Origin of the sequence: Bacillus sp. CR71 (assembly GCF_003429245.1) — a bacterium.
In the GTDB taxonomy this organism is placed as follows: domain Bacteria; phylum Bacillota; class Bacilli; order Bacillales; family Bacillaceae_G; genus Bacillus_A; species Bacillus_A thuringiensis_S.
Map to the genome: position 1 here is coordinate 36,541 of NZ_CP031748.1, position 20,203 is coordinate 56,743.

The window sequence follows — 20,203 nt, forward strand, 5'->3', positions numbered from 1 at the left end:
ATAGGTTCGAGGTGGAAGCATGGTGACATGTGGAGCTGACGAATACTAATAGATCGAGGACTTAACCATATAATATGTAGCAAATGTTATCTAGTTTTGAAGGAATATGCCTTCAATAGTTTGGTGATGATGGCAGAGAGGTCACACCCGTTCCCATACCGAACACGGAAGTTAAGCTCTCTAGCGCCGATGGTAGTTGGGACCTTGTCCCTGTGAGAGTAGGACGTCGCCAAGCAACTAAAACACGAGTCATTTGACTCGTGTTTTTTTGTATTGTTAAAAAGAATGGGAAAGAAGTAATGGTAATACAAACACGTTGCCCAAGAGTTAATCATATTATATAAGAGATGGGTGTATATTTTTCTGGAAATTGTTAAGGATTAGAAGTATAAAATAGGTTCACTTAAATAGGGAGGGAAGGTTATGAAATTACAAAGTGAAGTTTGTATTGTTTGTGAGACAAAAAGAAAAGAAGGTATATATGTTTATAATAATTTAATATGTTATGAATGTGAAAAGGATATGGTGAACACAGAGACAGATGATCCAAAATATATACATTATTTAAAGCAACTTCGAAAATTAGAAGTATCATATTTTTAAATAGGCATATGCCTATTATTTTTTTTGTTCTGTATAATAGATGGAGAATGAATTATAAGGAAGAGATGTAGATGAATCAAAATCATATGCCTTTATATGAGGCGTTAATAGAGTTTAAAGAAAGAGGGGCGTTATCTTTTCATGTTCCAGGTCATAAGAATGGTTTAAACTTCCCTCAGAAGGCAATAAGAGAGTTTAAAGATATTCTATCTATTGATGTAACTGAGTTAGCAGGACTGGATGATTTGCATAGTCCGTTTGAATGTATAGATGAGGCACAACAATTATTGACTGAAGTGTATGATACAAAGAGAAGTTATTTTTTAATTAATGGTTCAACAGTCGGGAACTTAGCAATGATTTTGTCTTGTTGCAGGGAACATGATATTGTTCTTGTACAAAGAAATTGTCATAAATCAATTATTAATGGTTTAAAACTAGCGGGAGCAAATCCCATTTTTTTAGATCCATGGATTGATGAAGCTTATAACGTACCAGTGGGGGTTCGTAATGAAATTCTTAAGAAAGCAATTGGAAAATATCCAAATGCGAAAGCACTCATTTTAACGCATCCTAATTATTATGGTATGGGGATGGATTTAGAGGCAAGCATCGCTTTTGCACATGCACATAAAATCCCTGTTTTGGTAGATGAGGCACATGGGGCACATCTTTGTTTGGGAGAACCATTCCCAAAATCAGCGTTAACATATGGTGCAGATATTGTAGTTCATTCTGCACATAAAACATTACCCGCAATGACAATGGGTTCCTATTTACATATAAATGGTCACTTAGTAGACGAAGAGAAGGTTACTACTTATTTAAGTATGCTACAATCTAGTAGTCCATCGTATCCAATTATGGCTTCCTTGGATATAGCACGCTTTACAATGGCGCGTATAAAAGAAGAAGGACATGGTGAAATTGTTGAGTTTTTACGGAGATTTAAGGAACAGTTACGTTCTATTCCACAAATCGCCATTTTAGAATATCCGTTGCAAGACGAGCTAAAGGTTACCGTACAAACTCGTTGTCAGTTATCAGGGTACGAATTACAGTCCGTATTTGAAAATGTCGGTATATATACAGAGATGGCTGATCCGTACAATGTCCTATTTATTTTACCCCTGCAAGTAAATGAGGAGTATATGAAGGTTATAGAGATGATCCGAGTAGCATTGCAACATTATGACGTGAAAGACAAGAGGGAATCTATTCGTTATACTTATAAAGGTGAATTCTCTCCTTTGCCGTATACGTATAAACAACTAGAAGGATATGGAACAAAGATAGTATCTATAGAAGAGGCTGTTGGAATGATAGCGGCGGAAATGGTAATTCCGTATCCACCTGGAATTCCATTGGTTATGTATGGAGAGAGAATTACTTCAGAGCATAAAGAGCAAATTATGTATTTAGAGAGAGCAGGAGCTCGTTTTCAAGGTAATACGAAATATATGAAAGTGTATGATATAGAAAGTAGGTTTTAGGATGAAGGGATTATTTGTAACAATTGAGGGTCCAGAAGGTTCAGGTAAAACAACGTTAATTAAAAGCTTATTACCATATTTTGAACAAAAAGCACAAAAGGTAATGGCGACAAGGGAACCAGGTGGTATTGCAATTTCTGAGGACATTAGGACGATTTTACATAAACAAGAATATACGATGATGGAAGCACGTACAGAAGCGCTTCTTTATGCTGCTGCGCGCAGACAGCATTTAGTAGAAAAAGTTATGCCAGCACTTAATGAGAACTATCTCGTGCTATGTGATCGTTTTATAGATAGTTCTTTAGCATATCAAGGCTATGCAAGAGGGTTGGGTATGGATAAGGTATTTGAAATAAATCGTTTCGCAACAGAGGACTGTATGCCTAGTTTAACAATTTATCTAGACATTGAGCCTGAGGTTGGTTTGGCTCGAATTGAAAAAGATGCAGGACGTGAAGTAAATCGACTAGATATGGAAGATATCTCTTTCCATAAACGTGTGCGCGAAGGGTATTTACAAGTTGTAGAACGTTTCTCGGATCGTATTGTATTGGTAAATGCTGATCAGCCGATGGAAAAACTTATAGAAGAAGTTGTTCAGATTATAGAAGATAAATTGTTATAATAGAAGGAAAGAATGAAATAAGTGAGGTATGCATTATGATGAAGACGTGGGAGCAGCTTTCTGCTATACAACCCATCGGTGTAAAAATGTTGATGAATAGCATTGCAAAAGAGCGTATATCCCACGCTTACTTGTTAGAGGGAGGGAAAGGTACGGGAAAGTTTGCGACAGCAATTCAAATGGCAAAGAGTTTCCTCTGTTCTCAGCGGAATGGAGTAGAGCCCTGCCATGTATGCACAAATTGTAAGCGAATTGATTCAGGTAACCACCCTAACTTACATATTGTAAAACCAGACGGATTATCTATTAAGAAGCAGCAAATTCATGATTTACAAGAAGAGTTTTCAAAAACAGGATTAGAGGCAAATAAAAAATTATATATTATTGAGCACGCAGATCGTATGACAGCAAATGCGGCAAATACACTTTTGAAATTTTTAGAAGAACCAAGTAGTGATACAACCGCTATTTTACTTACTGAACAAAGTCATCAAATTTTAAATACGATTTTATCTCGCTGCCAAGTTGTTACGTTTAGACCGTTACCTACGGAATCTTTAATTAGAAGATTACAGGAAGAAGGTATTACAGCATCTTTATCGACACTTGCTGCTCAACTCACAAATAGTTTTGATGAAGCTTTAGCTTTATGTAGTGATGAATGGTTTGCACAAGCACGAGCTTTAGTGATAAAATTATGTGAAGCGCTCGAAAAAGATAAAACCTCTATTTTTTTTGTACAAGAAAAATGGGGAAAACACTTTGGAGAGAAAGAACAATTACAACAAGGTTTAGATATGTTACTCCTTATTTATAAGGATTTACTATATGTTCAACTTGGAGAAGAAGATCGTCTTGTTTTTCATGAGCAGAAAGAGATGTTTGAATCGTTTTCCTATGCTCAGAAGCGCATTGTATCAGCTCTCTTTAATATATTAGAGGCAAAAAATAGAATCAACGCTAATGTAAATGCGCAGCTTGTGTTCGAACAGTTAGTGTTGCGGTTGCAGGAGGGATGACCGTTTTGTATGATGTAGTAGGTGTTCGCTTTAAGAAGGCCGGAAAGGTATATTACTTTGATCCAAATCAGTTCGATATCTCTGAAAATGAGTTTGTCATTGTAGAAACGGTAAGAGGTATTGAATACGGAAAAGTAGTTATTACCAAAAAGCAAGTTGATGAAAACGACGTTGTATTACCGCTAAAAAAGGTTATTCGTATTGCAAATGAAAATGATCGTACCATTGTTGAAGAGAACAAACATGCTGCAAAAGAAGCATATCAAGTCTGTCAACAAAAGGTAGTAGAGCATAATCTTGATATGAAACTTGTAGATGTAGAGTATACATTCGATCGTAATAAGATTATTTTCTATTTTACTGCGGATGGTCGGATCGATTTCCGCGAACTAGTGAAGGACTTAGCGGCAATTTTTAGAACAAGAATTGAACTAAGACAAATTGGTGTTCGTGATGAAGCGAAGATGCTAGGTGGTATTGGTCCATGTGGTCGTATGCTTTGTTGTTCTACTTTTTTAGGAGATTTTGAACCTGTATCCATCAAAATGGCAAAGGATCAAAATTTATCATTAAATCCTGCAAAAATCTCTGGTTTATGTGGTCGCTTAATGTGTTGCTTAAAATATGAGAATGATGAATATGAGGCAGCAAAGGAACAACTTCCTGATTTAGATCAACGTATACAAACCCCGCATGGTACTGGCCGTGTTATCGGATTAAATATTTTAGAAAGATTAATTCAAGTGGAACTAGTAGACAAGGAACGGATAGTAGAATATACGTTAGATGAGTTAGTGAATAAAGGGGTCGTTTCGAGTCAAACCACAGATTAATGAGGTGGGTGCTTGTGGAGAAAAAAGATATTTTTGAATCGGTTTCTAGTATGGAAGAGCAAATTGGACATTTATACAAACAGTTGGGAGAGTTAAAACAGCATCTTGCAGAGTTGTTGGAAGAAAACCAGCATATAAAAATGGAAAATAACAATTTGCGACACCGTTTTGAAGAAGTGCAGAATAAAGAAAAACAAAAAACTCAAAAGCGTAAAGAAGTGAAGCCGAAGACAGATATTGGTGAAGGCTATGACAATTTAGCGAGACTGTATCAAGAAGGTTTTCATATTTGCAATCTACATTATGGAAGTGTACGTAAAGAGGGAGATTGTTTGTTCTGTCTGTCATTCTTAAATAAAAAGTGAAATTACCTTTCCAATTATAATTGGAAAGGTAATTTTTTATACATGAAATAGGGTAGGTTAAGGGTAAGAAAAGGAGCAGTATATGAATTTATATGAAGATGAACGTTTAGATTACTTATTAGCGCAAGACATGAAGATTATACAAAGCCCATCAGTATTTAATTTTTCTTTAGATGCTGTTTTACTGGCAGATTTTGCATGGGTACCAATTCAAAAGGGGAATTTACTTGATTTGTGTACAGGTAACGCAGTTGTCCCCCTTCTATTAAGTACAAGAACAAAAGGAAAGATTACTGGTGTGGAAATTCAAGAACGCTTATATGATATGGGAGTAAGAAGTGTTCAATATAATGGGCTGGAAGAAAGAATTCACCTCATACATGGAGATTTGAAAGATATGCCAGAGAAACTCGGACGTCATCAATATGATGTTGTTACATGTAATCCACCATATTTTCAAACACCTCAAACTTCAGAGAAAAATATGAATGAACATTTAGCGATAGCTCGTCATGAAATTATGTGTACATTAGAAGATGTTGTATCTGCAAGTAGTCAGTTAGTAAAACAAGGTGGGAAAGTGGCGTTTGTACATCGTCCAGGGCGATTACTCGACATTGTCACATTAATGCGTAAATATAGAATTGAACCAAAGCGTGTGCGATTTGTTTATCCTAAGGTTGGAAAAGAAGCAAATACATTGTTAATTGAAGGAATTAAGGATGGAAATGCAGATTTAAAAATTTTACCACCTCTCGTTGTATATGAGAACAATAACGAATATACAAAGGAGATACGTTCAATTTTATATGGAGAAGAATAAGCATTTTTTTTATGTGGTAGAGTGCTCTGATGGAAGTTATTATGCTGGATATACAAACCATATCGAAAAACGAATTCAGACTCATAATAGCGGCAAAGGAGCTAAGTATACACGCGTCAGGCTTCCTGTCGTTTTAAAATATGTAGAGACCCATGATGATAAACGTACAGCTATGCAAGCGGAGTATTACTTTAAGCAATTAACGAGAAAACAAAAAGAGGCATATATGCAAAAAGGAGAACGCTATGTGGCAACAAAAAAGCTTTCAACAAAATGAAAAGGGAGTTTTATATTTAGTACCAACTCCTATTGGAAATTTAGAAGATATGACATTTCGTGCAATCCGAATTTTAAAAGAAGTTGATTTAATTGCTGCTGAAGATACGAGACAAACGAAAAAACTTTGTAATTATTTTGAAATTGAAACACCTGTCACGAGTTATCATGAGCACAATAAAGAAGTAAGTGGGAAGAAAATATTAGAGAAATTAGAGGATGGAAAGAATGTAGCACTTGTTAGTGACGCTGGTATGCCGTGTATTTCTGATCCAGGTTACGATATTGTTGTTGAGGCATTAGCTGAGCAATATCATGTAATTCCGCTTCCTGGAGCAAATGCAGCCCTTACAGCATTAATTGCATCTGGTCTTGAAACAAAGCAGTTTTATTTCTATGGTTTCTTGCAGAGAAATAAAAAGGAACGAAAGATGGAGTTAGAAAAGCTTCGTTATGTACAAACTACAATGATGTTTTATGAAGCGCCTCATCGTTTAGATGATACTTTAATTTCGATGCAGGAAGTGTTGGGAAATAGAGAGATTGTATTATGTCGGGAGTTAACGAAAAAATTTGAGGAATTTATTCGAGGAACAGTCGAAGAAGCAATTGAGTGGACGAAGCAAAATGAGGTACGTGGTGAGTTTTGTATTTTAGTAGCTGGTTCGACAGAAGAACCTGCTCCAGAAGAACAATGGTGGGAATCTCTTTCAGTATATGATCATATTGAACACTATATAAATGAAAAAGGTATGAATTCAAAAGAAGCGATTAAAACAGTCGCTAAAGATCGAGATTTGTCGAAAAGAGATGTATATCAAATCTATCATGTCGATAAAAAATAAGCTTCTCATAATTGAGAAGCTTATTTTGCTGTTTCGATATAATCTTGAAGTTCGTTTAAGATTTGCTCAGCGCCTTCTTTGCTTAAGATGATTTTACCTTCAGCTAAAGAAAGGTTACCGTCAGATACTTCACCAGTTACTTGGCAAGTCATGTTTGGTTTATATTTTTTTAAGATGATTTTCTCGTCATCAACATAGATTTCAAGAGCATCCTTTTCTGCAATACCTAAAGTACGGCGTAATTCGATTGGAATTACTACACGACCTAATTCATCAACTTTACGAACAATACCAGTAGATTTCATAATTTTTTTCCTCCTAAATAAATAGTTTATAAGTTTCGAGTCTATTTTTAGATTCGTCATTTTTCGACAAAATACCCTATGGACATATGATACCAATCATTTACATTTCCGTCAATTCTTAAATTCTATATTTTTTAAAAAGATTTATAGATTTCTTATTTCTTATATATAATAGATTGAGAGGAAATTCCACAATTATTTACATTGTTTTCTGAAAAATTAACAAATTTTAAGTGGAGATTGTATATTTTTTTGGAATATGAGCAATAGATGATAAAGATATCGAGCATTAAGAACCCAAATTCAAAATTAGGTTGGGGTAAAGAAGATAAGTGAGATTCGGGCTGCTCGTAAAAGCCCGATTGATGTGGGCTAATAATCAGTGGGGATGAACAAAAACCCCGCTGATTAAAGTTTCACTTTATATATGAGTTTTTGATATACTGTTTATAAATACATATGAGGTTATTCGGGAGGTCCAAAACAATGACAGAGGAAAATAAGTCCTTTTATATTACTACCCCAATTTATTATCCAAGTGGAAAATTACACATTGGACATGCTTATACGACAGTAGCAGGAGATGCAATGGCACGATATAAGCGTATGCAAGGATACAATGTTCATTATTTAACAGGAACTGATGAGCATGGACAGAAAATCCAAAAAAAAGCAGAAGAATTAAATATTACACCACAAGCATATGTGGATAATATTGTTGCAGGAATTAAAGAACTTTGGGAGAAGATGGATATCTCTTATGATGATTTTATTCGTACAACTGAAGATCGTCATAAAGATGTTGTTGAAAAAATCTTTAAGCAACTAGTAGATCAAGGTGATATTTATCTTGATGAATATGAAGGTTGGTATTCTGTACAAGATGAGACATTCTATACGGAGCATCAATTAGTAGATCCAATTATGGAAGGTGACAAAGTAGTTGGAGGAAAAAGTCCAGATAGTGGTCATGATGTAGAACTTGTTCGTGAAGAATCATATTTCTTTAGAATGGGTAAATATGTCGACAGACTATTAAAATTCTATGAAGATAATCCACATTTCATTCAGCCAGAGTCTCGTAAGAATGAAATGATTAATAACTTCATTAAACCAGGCTTAGAAGATTTAGCAGTTTCTCGTACTTCATTTGACTGGGGAGTTCGTGTTCCAGGTAATCCGAAACACGTTATTTACGTATGGGTTGACGCATTATCTAACTACATTACAGCATTAGGTTATGGAACAGAAAATGAAGAGATGTATAAGAAATTCTGGCCGGCAGATGTGCATTTAGTTGGAAAAGAAATCGTTCGTTTCCATACAATTTATTGGCCAATCATTTTAATGGCATTAGATTTACCTCTTCCGAAAAAAGTCTTTGCTCATGGCTGGATTTTAATGAAGGATGGAAAGATGAGTAAGTCAAAAGGAAACGTAGTAGATCCAGTTACATTGATCGATCGTTACGGATTAGATGCATTACGTTATTACTTACTTCGTGAAGTTCCATTCGGATCTGACGGTGTATTCACACCAGAAGGATTTGTGGAGCGTATTAATTTCGATCTAGCAAATGACTTAGGTAACTTATTAAATCGTACAGTAGCTATGATTGATAAGTACTTTAACGGAGAAATCCCTGCATTTAAAGCGAATGTAACGGAATTTGATGAAACGTTAGTAACGTTTGCAAAAGATACATTGAAAAAAGTAGAAGAGGCAATGGAGAATATGGAGTTCTCTGTAGCGTTAGGATCTATTTGGCAATTGGTTAGTCGTACGAACAAATATATTGATGAAACACAACCATGGGTATTAGCGAAAGATGAGAATGATCGTGAAAAGTTAGCTTCTGTAATGGCTCATTTAGCAGAAGTACTTCGTCAAACAGGTATTATGCTTATGCCATTCTTAACAGTAGCACCAAGCAAGATGTTCGCTCAGCTTGGCCTTACTGATGAGGCTCATAAATCTTGGGAAAGTCTATCTACAATTGGCTGTATTCCAGCTGGAACAAAAGTAGAAAAAGGAAACCCAATTTTCCCTCGCTTAGAAATGGAAGTGGAAGTAGAGTACATTAAGGAACAAATGAAAAGCTCTGCTCCTAAAGTAGAAGAGAAAAAAGAAGAAGAACCGAAGGCAGAAGAAATTACAATTGATGATTTCTTGAAAGTAGAATTACGCGTAGCTGAAGTACTATCTGCTGAACCTGTGAAAAAAGCAGACAAGTTGTTAAAAATTCAACTAGACTTAGGCACAGAAAAGCGTCAAGTTGTTTCTGGAATTGCGAAATTCTATTCGCCAGAGGACCTAAAAGGTAAAAAGGTTATTTGTGTAACAAACTTAAAACCTGTAAAATTACGCGGTGAATTATCGCAAGGTATGATTTTAGCGGGTGAAGAGAATGGCGTATTGTCATTAGCATCAATTGATCAAAATCTACCAAATGGTACAAAAATCAAGTAATTAAGACAAGAAAAGAGATGTTTCACGTGTAACATGTGTGAAGCGTCTTTTTTCTTTTTACACTCTCTATTTTTGCATTAAGATTGTAGTATTGTTATCGTTAAGTTATTAAAGAACTTATTTTTGTAGAATAAACTTGATTTCAATATAAAAGGAGTTATGTATTATGTTGTTTGATACACATTCACATTTGAATGCAGAGCAATTCGAAGAAGATTTGCAAGAAGTTATTGCCCGAATGAAAGAAGCGGGAGTTACTTATACAGTTGTTGTTGGTTTTGATGAAGTAACGATAAAAAAGGCGATGGAATTAGCTGAAGCCTATGATTTTATTTACGCTGCGGTTGGATGGCATCCAGTTGATGCAATTGACATGACAGAAGAACATTTAGCTTGGTTAGAAGAACTTGCTTCTCATCCTAAAGTCGTTGCACTTGGAGAAATGGGTTTAGATTATCACTGGGATAAGTCTCCAAAAGAAATACAGAAAGAAGTATTCCGTAAACAAATTACATTAGCTAAAAAAGTGAAATTGCCGATTATTATACATAACCGCGATGCAACTCAAGATATTGTTGATATTCTAGAAGAAGAGAATGCAGCTGAAGTAGGAGGCATTATGCATTGCTTTAGCGGCAGCGTAGAAGTAGCAGAGCGATGTGTTGATATGAACTTTTTAATTTCGTTAGGCGGACCAGTTACATTTAAAAATGCTAAGAAGCCGAAAGAGGTTGCTACGGAGATTCCATTAGAGAAATTGTTAATAGAGACGGATTGTCCGTATCTAACGCCGCATCCATTTCGAGGGAAACGAAATGAACCGAGTTATGTAAAACTCGTAGCAGAAGAAATTGCGAATTTAAAAGGAATTTCTTATGAGGAAGTAGCAGAAATGACAACCAAAAATGCAAAATTTTTATTTGGTGTTGAATAAAAAAGAATGGGGAAACCTGTTCTTTTTTATTTTGAAAAAACACTAGTAGAAGTGATGAAGAAAATAAATGTGAATGATGAAGTGTTACAATAAGGACAGAGAACAAAGATTTTTCTATTCTATTTTTTAAAATATAAGAATGGGGAAAATAATAATGGAAAAGTCGTCATTTTTTTGTTTTACTAAGTAGAGACGAAACGAGTGTGGAGGCAAGCATGAAAATAAAAGAGATTATCGTTGTAGAAGGTAAAGATGATACAGTTGCGATTAAGCGTGCTGTTGATGCGGATACAATTGAAACGAACGGTTCAGCAATCGGTGATCATGTTATTGAGCAAGTTAAATTAGCGCAACAAAAAAGGGGCGTTATTATTTTCACAGATCCGGATTATCCTGGAGAGCGTATTCGAAAAATTATTTCTGACAAGGTTCCCGGCTGTAAGCATGCCTTTTTACCGAAGGAAGAAGCGCTTGCTAAAAGGAAAAAGGGAGTTGGGATCGAACATGCTTCTAATGAGTCGATCCGCCGTGCTCTAGAGAATATACATGAAGAAATGGAAGTTTATACAAGTGAAATTAGTTGGAGTGATTTAGTCGATGCAGGCTTAGTGGGCGGAGAAATGGCAAAGAGCCGCAGAGAAAGAATGGGTAAGCTATTAAAGATTGGTTATACAAATGCAAAACAGTTACATAAACGATTACAGATGTTTCAAGTTTCAAAGGAATCATTTGGAGAAGCTTATAAGCAAGTAATACAGGAGGAAAAAAAATGAAGGATATCGCAACGCCAAATCGTACAAAAGACATTGTTGAAAAGTATGGATTTTCATTCAAAAAAAGTTTAGGACAAAACTTTTTAATTGATACAAATGTATTAAATCGTATTGTCGATCATGCTGAAATTGGTTCAGAAAGTGGTGCAATTGAAATTGGACCAGGTATCGGTGCATTAACAGAGCAATTAGCGAAGCGTGCTAAAAAAGTAGTGGCTTTTGAAATTGATCAAAGACTATTACCAATTTTAGATGAGACGTTAGCACCATATGGTAACGTTACAGTTATTAATAAAGACGTACTAAAAGCGGATGTACATGAAGTATTTAATGAGCAATTTGAAGAAGGGCAAGATGTAATGGTAGTAGCTAACTTGCCATACTATATTACAACGCCAATTTTATTTAAATTGCTTGAAGAAAAGTTACCAGTTCGTGGATTTGTTGTTATGATGCAAAAAGAAGTTGGAGATCGTTTAGCTGCTAAACCTGGAACGAAAGAGTATGGTTCTTTATCGATTGCCATTCAGTATTATACAGAAGTTGAAACAGTTATGACTGTACCGCGTACAGTGTTTGTACCACAGCCAAATGTTGATTCTGCAATTATTCGCCTTCTAAAGCGTCCGAAACCGGTTGTAGAGGTGACAGATGAAACATTCTTCTTTGAAGTAGTACGAGCAAGTTTCGCACAGCGCCGTAAAACTTTAATGAATAATTTATCAAATAATTTAAATGGTTTCCCGAAAGATAAGGAATTATTGGATCGAATTTTAACAGAAGTAGGAATTGATCCAAAGCGAAGAGGCGAAACGCTATCTATTGAAGAGTTTGCAACATTAAGTAATGCATTGGTTCTTCATAAATTATCATAAGAATATGAAAGGGACAGTTCAACTTGAACTGTCCCTTTTGTCACCTTTCTCCCTCTAAATTCATATTTTAAAAACAGGTAAGATGGCCTAATGAGTTTGGAGGTAGGAGAATGGCTTTACATGTTGGAGAATTAGTGGAACGATATTCTCATAAGAGGGATATTCTTTTTCGTATTATAGAAATAAAAGGCGAGATAGCTATATTGTTTGGAGAGGAAATTAGACTGGTGGCGGATGCGCCACTTGAAGATTTAATTAGTATAGATCAACGAGAACATAAAAAAAGGGTGAAGCGTGAGAAAGAAACAATGGAGCGCACGTATCGTTTGTTTCAACAAGATTATGTGTTAATGAAACAAAGGCATGAACATACTTCAACTGGTGGATACACAAGTGAGGTGAATTATTTTCAAATGCCGGGACGTGTATTGCATATAGATGGAGACCCTTTATATTTGCGCAAGTGCTTAGACTTATATAACAAAATTGGCGTTCCTGTACAAGGTATTCATTGTAAAGAAACGGAGATGCATGAAAAAGTAGTAGACTTAATAGATCACTTTCGCCCAGACATTCTCGTTATTACGGGGCATGATGCATATACAAAATCGAAAGGAGTGAAGGGAGATTTAGCGGCATATAGGCATTCAAGGCATTTTGTACAGGCTGTTCGAGAAGTGCGAAAAAAATATCCATCATTGGATCAACTTGTTATTTTTGCTGGGGCATGTCAATCGCACTTTGAGGCACTAATTCGTGCAGGGGCCAATTTCGCTAGTTCACCATCTAGAATTAATATTCATGCACTAGATCCCGTATATGTAGTTGGTAAAATTAGTTTTACTTCATTTATGGAGAGAGTCAATGTATGGGATGTCGTACGTAATACAATTACTGGTGAAAAGGGACTAGGTGGAATTGAAACGAGAGGGATTTTACGAACGGGATTACCTTTTCAACATTACGAAGAGTAAGCAGGGTACATATGTATCTTGCTTTTTTGTATGGAAGGATTTAAATGAATTTGGATAAAAAGAGGCAAGAACGTACAGACTACGTAATGATACTTTTACAATATAGTATTTCTTCTATCTATTCAAACGCAAGATGATATTAGCTGTGAATCGCGGTTAATAATTAGGATAGATATATAGTGCTTTAAGTGTTCAATCTAAATTACAGCGAGGTGTAGCGAAGTATATGTCAAAACGTTTAGATGAAATTAAAAGCGAATTAGATCACCATCTTGGACAGCGACTTATGTTAAAAGCAAATAGTGGAAGAAGAAAAACTGTGGAGCAATCAGGTGTACTAGCAGAAACATACCGTTCTGTTTTTGTTGTACAATTGGATCAACAAGAAGATGCGTTGCAACGTGTATCTTATAGTTATGCAGATGTTTTAACAGAGACAGTAGAGTTAACATTTTATGGAGACCCTCATAATGAGGTCATTTTATAATCCATATATCATTACATATATTCCCATAAATGAAAAGCTATATTATTTTGCATACTAACTATACCGTAGCAAAATAAGGAGGGACTCTGCATTGAGTAGACGAAGAGGTGTCATGTCAAACCAATTTAAAGAAGAGCTAGCAAAAGAGCTTGGCTTTTATGATGTTGTTCAGAAAGAAGGATGGGGCGGAATTCGTGCGAAAGATGCTGGTAACATGGTGAAACGTGCTATAGAAATTGCAGAACAGCAATTAATGAAACGAAACCAGTAGTTGTAAGATACTTTCTATGCTACGGTAGCCGAGGAGACATTCCTCGGCTTTTTGTACTCTAAAAGGTGCCATCATTTTACATAAGTAGTTTCATTCTGAATGCTTTTCGTTATAATTAGGGAAGTGTCATCGTCTTACTATAAATTTATGGTAAAATAAACGATAAAAGATTGAGTACATAGAGTGGGTGAATAGATTGAAGCTACTAGTGAAAGCACCAGCAAAGATTAATCTGTCGTTAGATGTACTGGGAAAAAGACAAGACGGATATCATGAAGTGAAAATGATTATGACAACCATTGATTTAGCAGATCGTCTAGAACTAACGGAATTAGCAGAAGACCGTATTGAAATTTTATCCCATAATCGGTATGTCCCAGACGACCAACGAAATTTAGCTTATCAGGCAGCGAAATTATTAAAAGAGAAGTTTAATGTAAAAAAAGGTGTATCTATTACTATTGAAAAAACGATTCCAGTAGCAGCTGGATTAGCAGGTGGAAGTAGTGATGCAGCAGCGACATTACGTGGTCTTAATAAATTATGGAATTTAGGGCTTACAATTGATGAGTTAGCAGAGCTTGGCGCAGAAATTGGATCAGATGTATCGTTCTGTGTATACGGCGGCACAGCAATTGCCACTGGAAGAGGAGAGAAAATTGAGCATATAAAGACTCCGCCTTCTTGTTGGGTTATTTTAGCGAAACCACATATAGGTGTATCTACTGCTGATGTGTATGGAAATTTAAAGTTAAATCGAGTTACACATCCAAATGTAGATAAAATGGTTGATGTCATAAATTCTGGAGATTATAAAGGGATTTGTGATACTGTTGGTAACGTTTTAGAAGATGTAACATTTGGAATGCATCCTGAAGTTGCACGTATTAAATCACAGATGAAGCGATTCGGAGCGGATGCTGTATTGATGAGTGGAAGTGGTCCAACTGTATTTGGACTTGTACACCATGATTCTCGAATGCATCGCATTTATAACGGGTTAAAAGGATTTTGTGAACAGGTCTATGCGGTACGTTTATTAGGAGAGCGAGAAACGCTTGAATAAAGACGTATAATACGTTATGATTTGTTTAGAATATTCGTGATTTGAGGTGAGAGTATGAAAATTAGAAGAAGTACAAGATTAGTCGATATGACTTATTACTTGCTACAAAACCCTCGTCAGCTAGTATCTCTCACTTTTTTTGCTGAAAGGTATCAATCGGCTAAGTCTTCCATTAGTGAAGATTTAGTTATTATTAAGCAAACGTTTGAACAACAAGGGGTCGGCACATTGCAAACGATACCAGGAGCAGCAGGAGGAGTGAAATATATACCGTATATAAGTGAAGAAGAGGCAGATCTAATTATTGATGAGCTTTGTGGCTTATTTGAAAATCCAGATCGTATTTTGCCTGGCGGTTACTTATACATGACAGATTTATTGAGTAATCCTCGCCATATTAATGGCGCAGGTCGTTTGTTTGCTTCTGTTTTTGCTAGGCAATCAATTGATGCGGTTATGACGGTGGCAACGAAAGGGATTCCACTTGCTTATGCAGTGGCAAATTACTTAGATGTACCAGTTGTAATTGCAAGGAAAGATAATAAGGTAACAGAAGGTCCGACTGTTAGTATTAACTATGTGTCGGGTTCTTCTAAACGAATTCAAACAATGACATTAGCAAAACGCAGCCTTCCAGAAGGATCGAATGTTTTAATTATTGATGACTTCATGAAAGCTGGTGGAACGATTCAAGGTATGATGAGTATGTTAGAAGAGTTCAAGGCTAATGTTGTTGGTATTGGTGTATTAGTAGAATCCACAGATATTGAAGAACGACTAATTAATAATTTTGTATCATTAATTCGTCTATCGGAAGTTGATGTGAAAGAAAAAACGATTCAAGTGGAAAAAGGGAATTATTCTCTTGCACCATTTGATGAAGGGCTTGTAGAGGCTGAATAAAAGGTAGAGCAGATAGCTCTATCTTTTTTTATTTTATTTATAGATTATAAAATAGATGGACAAACTGCCTTTCGTACACTATTTTTAAAGAGTAAAATAAATAATAAAAGGGTGAAAAGTATGAAAGTTGTTCAAACAAGCAAGGCACCACAAGCGATTGGACCTTACTCACAAGGGATTATTGTAAATAATATGTTTTATAGCTCAGGACAAATTCCATTAACGGAAAATGGGGAGCTTGTAACAGGAGATGTAACAGTACAAACAGAACAAGTATTTCAAAATTTACAAGCGGTATTAGAGGAAGCAGGTGCTTCATTTGATACAGTCGTAAAAACAACAGTATTTTTAAAGGACATGGATGATTTTAATGCAGTGAATGAAGTATATAGCTCTTATTTCTCTACTCATAAACCAGCTCGATCTTGTGTGCAAGTAGCAAAATTACCGAAAGATGTTTCCGTTGAAATTGAAGTAATCGCCCTAGTTAAGTAACCTTTTGTAAGCGATAACCTCCACTAATCTCTATATTCAACTACATTAAAAATTTTTATCTTAAAAATTTTTAAAAAATTAAAGGGAAAATAGAAAATTTGTGGAATTTATACAAATATATCGCTTATTTAGAAAAGGGTGGTGAACACAAGATGGAAGTGACTGACGTAAGATTACGCCGCGTAAACACAGAAGGCCGCATGAGAGCAATTGCCTCTATTACTTTGGACCATGAATTTGTTGTTCATGATATTCGTGTAATTGATGGTAATAATGGATTATTTGTAGCAATGCCAAGTAAACGTACTCCAGATGGAGAGTTCCGTGACATTGCACATCCGATTAATTCTGGTACACGCTCTAAAATTCAAGATGCGGTTTTAACAGAGTATCATCGTTTAGGCGAGTTAGAAGAGGTTGAGTTTGAAGAAGCAGGTGCTTCGTAAAATTCGAATGAAAAGGGCTTTGACGAAAAGCCTTATAATTTTGTAGCAAACTCCTGTAAGCATTTACAGGAGTTTGTTTTTTTTACTTTATATTTGTAAATTTCATAATTCATTAATATAAAAAGAAGAAACTACTAATTTTTTCAAAATCATTTTAAATAGTATAGCTTATTTCTTAAAAAAGATACTAAAGAGTAAAACATCTTATAAGAATTATGGTAAAATTTAATAGTTAAAATGTGTTTCTTGAAATATATGATGATTTAGGATAATATCTTTAATGGATAAATAGGTTGCGATGGAGGGTCTATATGTCAAACAGATTTGCAGTGATTCTAGCTGCAGGTAAAGGCACACGTATGAAGTCTAAGCTATACAAAGTGCTGCATCCTGTATGTGGAAAACCCATGGTACAACACGTAGTCGATCAAGTATCTCAATTAGGATTGCAGAAACTTGTAACGGTTGTTGGACATGGTGCTGAAATGGTACAAGAACAGCTAGGAAACGTAAGTGAGTTTGCATTACAAGCAGAACAACTTGGTACAGCACATGCTGTAGATCAAGCTGCAAGTGTACTTGCAAATGAAGAAGGAACAACTTTAGTTATTTGTGGTGATACGCCGCTAATAACTGCTGAAACGATGGAAGCATTACTTCAGCAACATAAAGAAGCAGGAGCAATGGCGACGGTGCTAACAGCGTACATAGAAGAACCTGCTGGATATGGCCGTATTGTTCGTAATGAGAATGGTCATGTTGAAAAGATTGTTGAGCATAAAGATGCAAATGAGAAAGAATTAGCTATTAAAGAAATCAATACAGGTACGTATTGTTTTGATAATAAGGCTTTATTTGCTTCACTTTCTAAAGTTTCAAATGATAACGTACAAGGTGAATATTACCTTCCAGATGTTATTGAGATTTTAAAAAATGAAGGTCATATCGTATCAGCTTATCAAACAGAGCAGTTCGATGAAACGTTAGGTGTTAACGACAGAGTCGCTCTATCGCAAGCGGAAATTATTATGAAAAACCGTATCAACCGAAAGAACATGGTAAATGGTGTTACAATTATTGATCCAAGTAACACTTATATTTCTGCTGATGCAATTATCGGTAGTGATACAGTTCTTCATCCAGGAACAATTATTGAGGGGAACACTGTAATTGGTTCTGATTGTGAAATTGGACCGCATACAGTAATTCGTGATAGTGAAATTGGAGATCGTACGACAATTCGTCAATCTACTGTACATGATAGTAAACTTGGTACAGAAGTATCGGTTGGTCCATTTGCACATATTCGCCCAGATTCAGTTATTGGAGACGAAGTACGCGTTGGAAACTTCGTGGAAATCAAAAAAACTGTCTTTGGTAATAGAAGTAAAGCTTCACACTTGAGTTATATCGGGGATGCACAAGTTGGAGAAGACGTGAATCTTGGTTGTGGTTCAATTACGGTGAACTATGACGGTAAGAATAAATTCAAAACTGTGATTGGTAATGGGGTATTTATTGGATGTAATTCAAACCTTGTTGCTCCAGTAACAGTTGAAGATGGTGCTTATGTGGCAGCAGGCTCTACAATTACAGAGAATGTTCCATCAAAAGCATTATCGGTAGCACGTGCACGTCAAGTTAACAAAGAAGACTATGTTGATCAATTGCTGAATAAGAAAAAATCATAATGTGGAGGGTTAATCTAGATGTCGACTCAATATCTAAATTCTAATTTGAAAGTATTCTCTTTAAACTCTAATAAGGAACTTGCTGAGCAGATTGCAAAGCATATTGGAGTAGGACTAGGAAAATGTTCTGTTGATCGTTTTAGTGATGGAGAAGTTCAAATTAACATTGAAGAAAGTATCCGTGGTTGCGATGTATTCATTATTCAATCTACAAGCTTCCCAGTAAACGAACATATCATGGAATTACTTATTATGATCGATGCATTAAAACGTGCATCTGCGAAAACAATTAATATTGTTATTCCTTATTATGGTTATGCGCGTCAAGACCGTAAAGCGCGTTCTCGTGAACCAATTACATCGAAACTTGTAGCAAACTTGCTTGAAACAGCAGGTGCAACTCGTGTAATCACTCTAGATTTACATGCTCCACAAATTCAAGGGTTCTTTGATATCCCAATCGACCACTTAATGGGTGTACCGATTCTTTCTGATTACTTTGAAACAAAAGGTCTTAAAGATATCGTAATCGTGTCTCCTGATCATGGTGGTGTAACTCGTGCAAGAAAAATGGCAGATCGTCTAAAAGCGCCAATCGCTATTATTGATAAGCGTCGCCCTCGCCCGAACGTATCAGAGGTAATGAACATTATCGGTAATATTGAAGGCAAAACAGCGATTTTAATTGATGACATCATTGATACAGCTGGTACAATTACATTAGCAGCAAACGCTCTTGTTGAGAACGGTGCTTCTGAAGTATATGCTTGCTGTACACACCCAGTATTATCTGGTCCAGCAATTGAACGTATTCAAAATTCAAATATTAAAGAGTTAGTTGTAACGAACTCTATCGTATTACCGGAAGAGAAGAAAATCGACAAAGTACATGAACTTTCAGTTGCTCCATTAATCGGAGAAGCAATCATTCGTGTATACGAAGAAGAATCTGTGAGTGTATTATTCAATTAATTGGATAGAATGAGACGTAACCAAAATTGGTTACGTCTTTTCGTATCGAAAAAAGAAAGTAGTGGTACAAGAATGAAATTGATAGTAGGACTTGGGAACCCAGGTAGAGAATATGAATTAACAAGGCATAATATTGGATTTATGGCCATTGATGAACTTGCGAAGCGTTGGAACATTTCTTTGAATGAACAAAAATTTAAAGGTGTATTTGGTGCAGGTTTTGTTAATGGAGAAAAGGTAATCTTATTAAAGCCGCTAACATATATGAATTTATCTGGAGAAAGTATTCGTCCACTCATGGATTATTATAAAATTGATGTTGAGGACTTCGTTGTTATGTACGACGATTTAGACATTCCTGTAGGTAAATTGCGTCTTCGCATGAAAGGTAGTGCTGGTGGACATAATGGTGTAAAGTCAATGATTTCACACCTAGGAACACAAGAATTTCAACGTATCCGTATGGGAATTGATCGCCCGAAAAATGGAATGAAGGTAGTCGATTATGTATTAGGACGCTTTACATCTGAAGAGATTCCGGATGTTAACCATTCTATTGAAAAAGCAGCGGATGCATGTGAAGAGTGGCTAAATAAGCCTTTTCTCCAAATCATGAATACTTTCAATAGTTAAAAATGAGATTAGGAATATTTCTTT

General features: G+C 35.7%; 24 protein-coding genes, 1 rRNA gene and 1 other annotated feature (1 of these 26 cut by a window edge). Of the genes, 24 read left to right on the forward strand and 1 reads right to left on the reverse strand.

Annotation, left to right across the window (positions count from 1 at the left end; genetic code table 11):
* Positions 1-55 (forward strand) — a sequence feature (23S ribosomal RNA rRNA prediction is too short) (it extends 290 nt beyond the left edge of the window).
* A 64-nt stretch (positions 56-119) separates the two neighbouring features.
* The 10 genes from rrf to rsmI all read left to right on the forward strand — a co-directional run bounded on the left by rrf (position 120) and on the right by rsmI (position 6,885).
* Positions 120-235, forward strand: a 5S ribosomal RNA gene (gene rrf / locus DOS87_RS00215).
* A gap of 188 nt (positions 236-423) precedes the next feature.
* Positions 424-603, forward strand: coding sequence for a sigma factor G inhibitor Gin (locus DOS87_RS00220; RefSeq protein ID WP_000776279.1), 180 nt, complete (start codon positions 424-426; stop codon positions 601-603).
* Between the two features lie 71 nt (positions 604-674).
* Entirely contained in the window at positions 675-2,096 is a 1,422-nt protein-coding gene (locus DOS87_RS00225) for an aminotransferase class I/II-fold pyridoxal phosphate-dependent enzyme (protein ID WP_098578558.1), read from the forward strand.
* A 1-nt stretch (position 2,097) separates the two neighbouring features.
* A complete protein-coding gene (tmk, locus tag DOS87_RS00230) occupies positions 2,098-2,724 on the forward strand; it encodes a dTMP kinase (RefSeq protein WP_000677218.1) in 627 nt (208 codons plus the stop codon).
* A gap of 35 nt (positions 2,725-2,759) precedes the next feature.
* Positions 2,760-3,743: a DNA polymerase III subunit delta' gene (gene holB, locus DOS87_RS00235; protein ID WP_000978578.1), complete on the forward strand. Its 984-nt coding sequence runs from the start codon at positions 2,760-2,762 to the stop codon at positions 3,741-3,743.
* Between the two features lie 5 nt (positions 3,744-3,748).
* Positions 3,749-4,576, forward strand: a complete 828-nt coding sequence (locus DOS87_RS00240; RefSeq protein ID WP_000272429.1) for a PSP1 domain-containing protein — start codon at positions 3,749-3,751, stop codon at positions 4,574-4,576.
* Positions 4,577-4,590: 14 nt separating this feature from the next.
* The gene (gene yabA / locus DOS87_RS00245; protein WP_000412063.1) at positions 4,591-4,941 is read left to right on the forward strand and encodes a DNA replication initiation control protein YabA; all 351 of its coding nucleotides are present in this window, start codon (positions 4,591-4,593) and stop codon (positions 4,939-4,941) included.
* An 82-nt stretch (positions 4,942-5,023) separates the two neighbouring features.
* On the forward strand, positions 5,024-5,764 hold the full coding sequence (locus tag DOS87_RS00250) for a tRNA1(Val) (adenine(37)-N6)-methyltransferase (RefSeq protein ID WP_001055357.1): 741 nt from the start codon (positions 5,024-5,026) through the stop codon (positions 5,762-5,764).
* Positions 5,751-6,041 (forward strand): GIY-YIG nuclease family protein, encoded by a 291-nt coding sequence (locus DOS87_RS00255; RefSeq protein WP_000414350.1) that lies wholly within the window; start codon positions 5,751-5,753, stop codon positions 6,039-6,041. Before DOS87_RS00250 ends, DOS87_RS00255 begins: the two co-directional genes overlap by 14 nt.
* Positions 6,010-6,885 carry a 16S rRNA (cytidine(1402)-2'-O)-methyltransferase gene (gene rsmI, locus DOS87_RS00260; protein WP_098578559.1) on the forward strand — a complete coding sequence of 292 codons (876 nt, stop codon included), beginning with the start codon at positions 6,010-6,012 and terminating at the stop codon, positions 6,883-6,885. The genes DOS87_RS00255 and rsmI overlap by 32 nt, the downstream gene beginning before the upstream one ends.
* Positions 6,886-6,905: 20 nt before the next feature.
* Here the strand turns inward: rsmI and DOS87_RS00265 are convergent, their stop codons facing one another.
* Positions 6,906-7,190 carry a transition state genes transcriptional regulator AbrB gene (locus DOS87_RS00265; RefSeq protein ID WP_000843036.1) on the reverse strand — a complete coding sequence of 95 codons (285 nt, stop codon included), beginning with the start codon at positions 7,188-7,190 and terminating at the stop codon, positions 6,906-6,908.
* 486 nt (positions 7,191-7,676) lie between these two features.
* Here DOS87_RS00265 and metG point away from each other — a divergent pair, with 486 nt between their 5' ends.
* The 14 genes from metG (at position 7,677) to pth (ending at position 20,179) form a co-directional block, all read left to right on the forward strand.
* A complete protein-coding gene (metG, locus tag DOS87_RS00270; RefSeq protein ID WP_395937973.1) occupies positions 7,677-9,659 on the forward strand; it encodes a methionine--tRNA ligase in 1,983 nt (660 codons plus the stop codon).
* Between the two features lie 166 nt (positions 9,660-9,825).
* Positions 9,826-10,593: a TatD family hydrolase gene (locus tag DOS87_RS00275; protein ID WP_000895845.1), complete on the forward strand. Its 768-nt coding sequence runs from the start codon at positions 9,826-9,828 to the stop codon at positions 10,591-10,593.
* Positions 10,594-10,808: 215 nt separating this feature from the next.
* Positions 10,809-11,366, forward strand: a complete 558-nt coding sequence (gene rnmV / locus DOS87_RS00280; protein ID WP_000692842.1) for a ribonuclease M5 — start codon at positions 10,809-10,811, stop codon at positions 11,364-11,366.
* Positions 11,363-12,241, forward strand: a complete 879-nt coding sequence (gene rsmA / locus DOS87_RS00285; RefSeq protein WP_000651548.1) for a 16S rRNA (adenine(1518)-N(6)/adenine(1519)-N(6))-dimethyltransferase RsmA — start codon at positions 11,363-11,365, stop codon at positions 12,239-12,241. Before rnmV ends, rsmA begins: the two co-directional genes overlap by 4 nt.
* Positions 12,242-12,351: 110 nt before the next feature.
* Positions 12,352-13,215 carry a sporulation peptidase YabG gene (gene yabG, locus DOS87_RS00290; RefSeq protein WP_001173734.1) on the forward strand — a complete coding sequence of 288 codons (864 nt, stop codon included), beginning with the start codon at positions 12,352-12,354 and terminating at the stop codon, positions 13,213-13,215.
* Positions 13,216-13,441: 226 nt separating this feature from the next.
* Positions 13,442-13,702, forward strand: coding sequence for a biofilm formation stimulator Veg (veg, locus tag DOS87_RS00295; RefSeq protein WP_000044347.1), 261 nt, complete (start codon positions 13,442-13,444; stop codon positions 13,700-13,702).
* Between the two features lie 91 nt (positions 13,703-13,793).
* Positions 13,794-13,973, forward strand: coding sequence for an acid-soluble spore protein SspF (sspF, locus tag DOS87_RS00300; RefSeq protein WP_002094215.1), 180 nt, complete (start codon positions 13,794-13,796; stop codon positions 13,971-13,973).
* A gap of 196 nt (positions 13,974-14,169) precedes the next feature.
* A complete protein-coding gene (gene ispE, locus DOS87_RS00305) occupies positions 14,170-15,039 on the forward strand; it encodes a 4-(cytidine 5'-diphospho)-2-C-methyl-D-erythritol kinase (RefSeq protein WP_000772104.1) in 870 nt (289 codons plus the stop codon).
* A 54-nt stretch (positions 15,040-15,093) separates the two neighbouring features.
* Complete coding sequence (gene purR / locus DOS87_RS00310) at positions 15,094-15,942, forward strand: pur operon repressor (protein ID WP_000702467.1); 849 nt, start codon at positions 15,094-15,096, stop codon at positions 15,940-15,942.
* A gap of 120 nt (positions 15,943-16,062) precedes the next feature.
* Positions 16,063-16,437 carry a RidA family protein gene (locus DOS87_RS00315; RefSeq protein ID WP_000869823.1) on the forward strand — a complete coding sequence of 125 codons (375 nt, stop codon included), beginning with the start codon at positions 16,063-16,065 and terminating at the stop codon, positions 16,435-16,437.
* 152 nt (positions 16,438-16,589) lie between these two features.
* Positions 16,590-16,883, forward strand: coding sequence for a septation regulator SpoVG (gene spoVG, locus DOS87_RS00320; RefSeq protein ID WP_000454041.1), 294 nt, complete (start codon positions 16,590-16,592; stop codon positions 16,881-16,883).
* 311 nt (positions 16,884-17,194) lie between these two features.
* Entirely contained in the window at positions 17,195-18,574 is a 1,380-nt protein-coding gene (gene glmU, locus DOS87_RS00325; RefSeq protein ID WP_000071039.1) for a bifunctional UDP-N-acetylglucosamine diphosphorylase/glucosamine-1-phosphate N-acetyltransferase GlmU, read from the forward strand.
* 18 nt (positions 18,575-18,592) lie between these two features.
* Positions 18,593-19,546, forward strand: a complete 954-nt coding sequence (locus tag DOS87_RS00330) for a ribose-phosphate diphosphokinase (protein ID WP_000107420.1) — start codon at positions 18,593-18,595, stop codon at positions 19,544-19,546.
* A 72-nt stretch (positions 19,547-19,618) separates the two neighbouring features.
* On the forward strand, positions 19,619-20,179 hold the full coding sequence (pth, locus tag DOS87_RS00335; RefSeq protein WP_014894852.1) for an aminoacyl-tRNA hydrolase: 561 nt from the start codon (positions 19,619-19,621) through the stop codon (positions 20,177-20,179).
* The last annotated feature ends 24 nt before the right edge of the window (positions 20,180-20,203 follow it).

What these genes read in the sequence shown, in the direction of transcription:
- DOS87_RS00220 (WP_000776279.1), top strand. Translation starts at nt 424, where the DNA reads ATGAAATTACAAAGTGAAGTTTGTATTGTTTGTGAGACAAAAAGAAAA.
- DOS87_RS00225 (WP_098578558.1), top strand. Translation starts at nt 675, where the DNA reads ATGAATCAAAATCATATGCCTTTATATGAGGCGTTAATAGAGTTTAAA.
- tmk (WP_000677218.1), top strand. Translation starts at nt 2,098, where the DNA reads ATGAAGGGATTATTTGTAACAATTGAGGGTCCAGAAGGTTCAGGTAAA.
- holB (WP_000978578.1), top strand. Translation starts at nt 2,760, where the DNA reads ATGATGAAGACGTGGGAGCAGCTTTCTGCTATACAACCCATCGGTGTA.
- DOS87_RS00250 (WP_001055357.1), top strand. Translation starts at nt 5,024, where the DNA reads ATGAATTTATATGAAGATGAACGTTTAGATTACTTATTAGCGCAAGAC.
- DOS87_RS00255 (WP_000414350.1), top strand. Translation starts at nt 5,751, where the DNA reads ATGGAGAAGAATAAGCATTTTTTTTATGTGGTAGAGTGCTCTGATGGA.
- rsmI (WP_098578559.1), top strand. Translation starts at nt 6,010, where the DNA reads ATGTGGCAACAAAAAAGCTTTCAACAAAATGAAAAGGGAGTTTTATAT.
- DOS87_RS00265 (WP_000843036.1), bottom strand. Translation starts at nt 7,190, where the DNA reads ATGAAATCTACTGGTATTGTTCGTAAAGTTGATGAATTAGGTCGTGTA.
- metG (WP_395937973.1), top strand. Translation starts at nt 7,677, where the DNA reads ATGACAGAGGAAAATAAGTCCTTTTATATTACTACCCCAATTTATTAT.
- DOS87_RS00275 (WP_000895845.1), top strand. Translation starts at nt 9,826, where the DNA reads ATGTTGTTTGATACACATTCACATTTGAATGCAGAGCAATTCGAAGAA.
- rnmV (WP_000692842.1), top strand. Translation starts at nt 10,809, where the DNA reads ATGAAAATAAAAGAGATTATCGTTGTAGAAGGTAAAGATGATACAGTT.
- rsmA (WP_000651548.1), top strand. Translation starts at nt 11,363, where the DNA reads ATGAAGGATATCGCAACGCCAAATCGTACAAAAGACATTGTTGAAAAG.
- yabG (WP_001173734.1), top strand. Translation starts at nt 12,352, where the DNA reads ATGGCTTTACATGTTGGAGAATTAGTGGAACGATATTCTCATAAGAGG.
- veg (WP_000044347.1), top strand. Translation starts at nt 13,442, where the DNA reads ATGTCAAAACGTTTAGATGAAATTAAAAGCGAATTAGATCACCATCTT.
- purR (WP_000702467.1), top strand. Translation starts at nt 15,094, where the DNA reads ATGAAAATTAGAAGAAGTACAAGATTAGTCGATATGACTTATTACTTG.
- DOS87_RS00315 (WP_000869823.1), top strand. Translation starts at nt 16,063, where the DNA reads ATGAAAGTTGTTCAAACAAGCAAGGCACCACAAGCGATTGGACCTTAC.
- spoVG (WP_000454041.1), top strand. Translation starts at nt 16,590, where the DNA reads ATGGAAGTGACTGACGTAAGATTACGCCGCGTAAACACAGAAGGCCGC.
- glmU (WP_000071039.1), top strand. Translation starts at nt 17,195, where the DNA reads ATGTCAAACAGATTTGCAGTGATTCTAGCTGCAGGTAAAGGCACACGT.
- DOS87_RS00330 (WP_000107420.1), top strand. Translation starts at nt 18,593, where the DNA reads ATGTCGACTCAATATCTAAATTCTAATTTGAAAGTATTCTCTTTAAAC.
- pth (WP_014894852.1), top strand. Translation starts at nt 19,619, where the DNA reads ATGAAATTGATAGTAGGACTTGGGAACCCAGGTAGAGAATATGAATTA.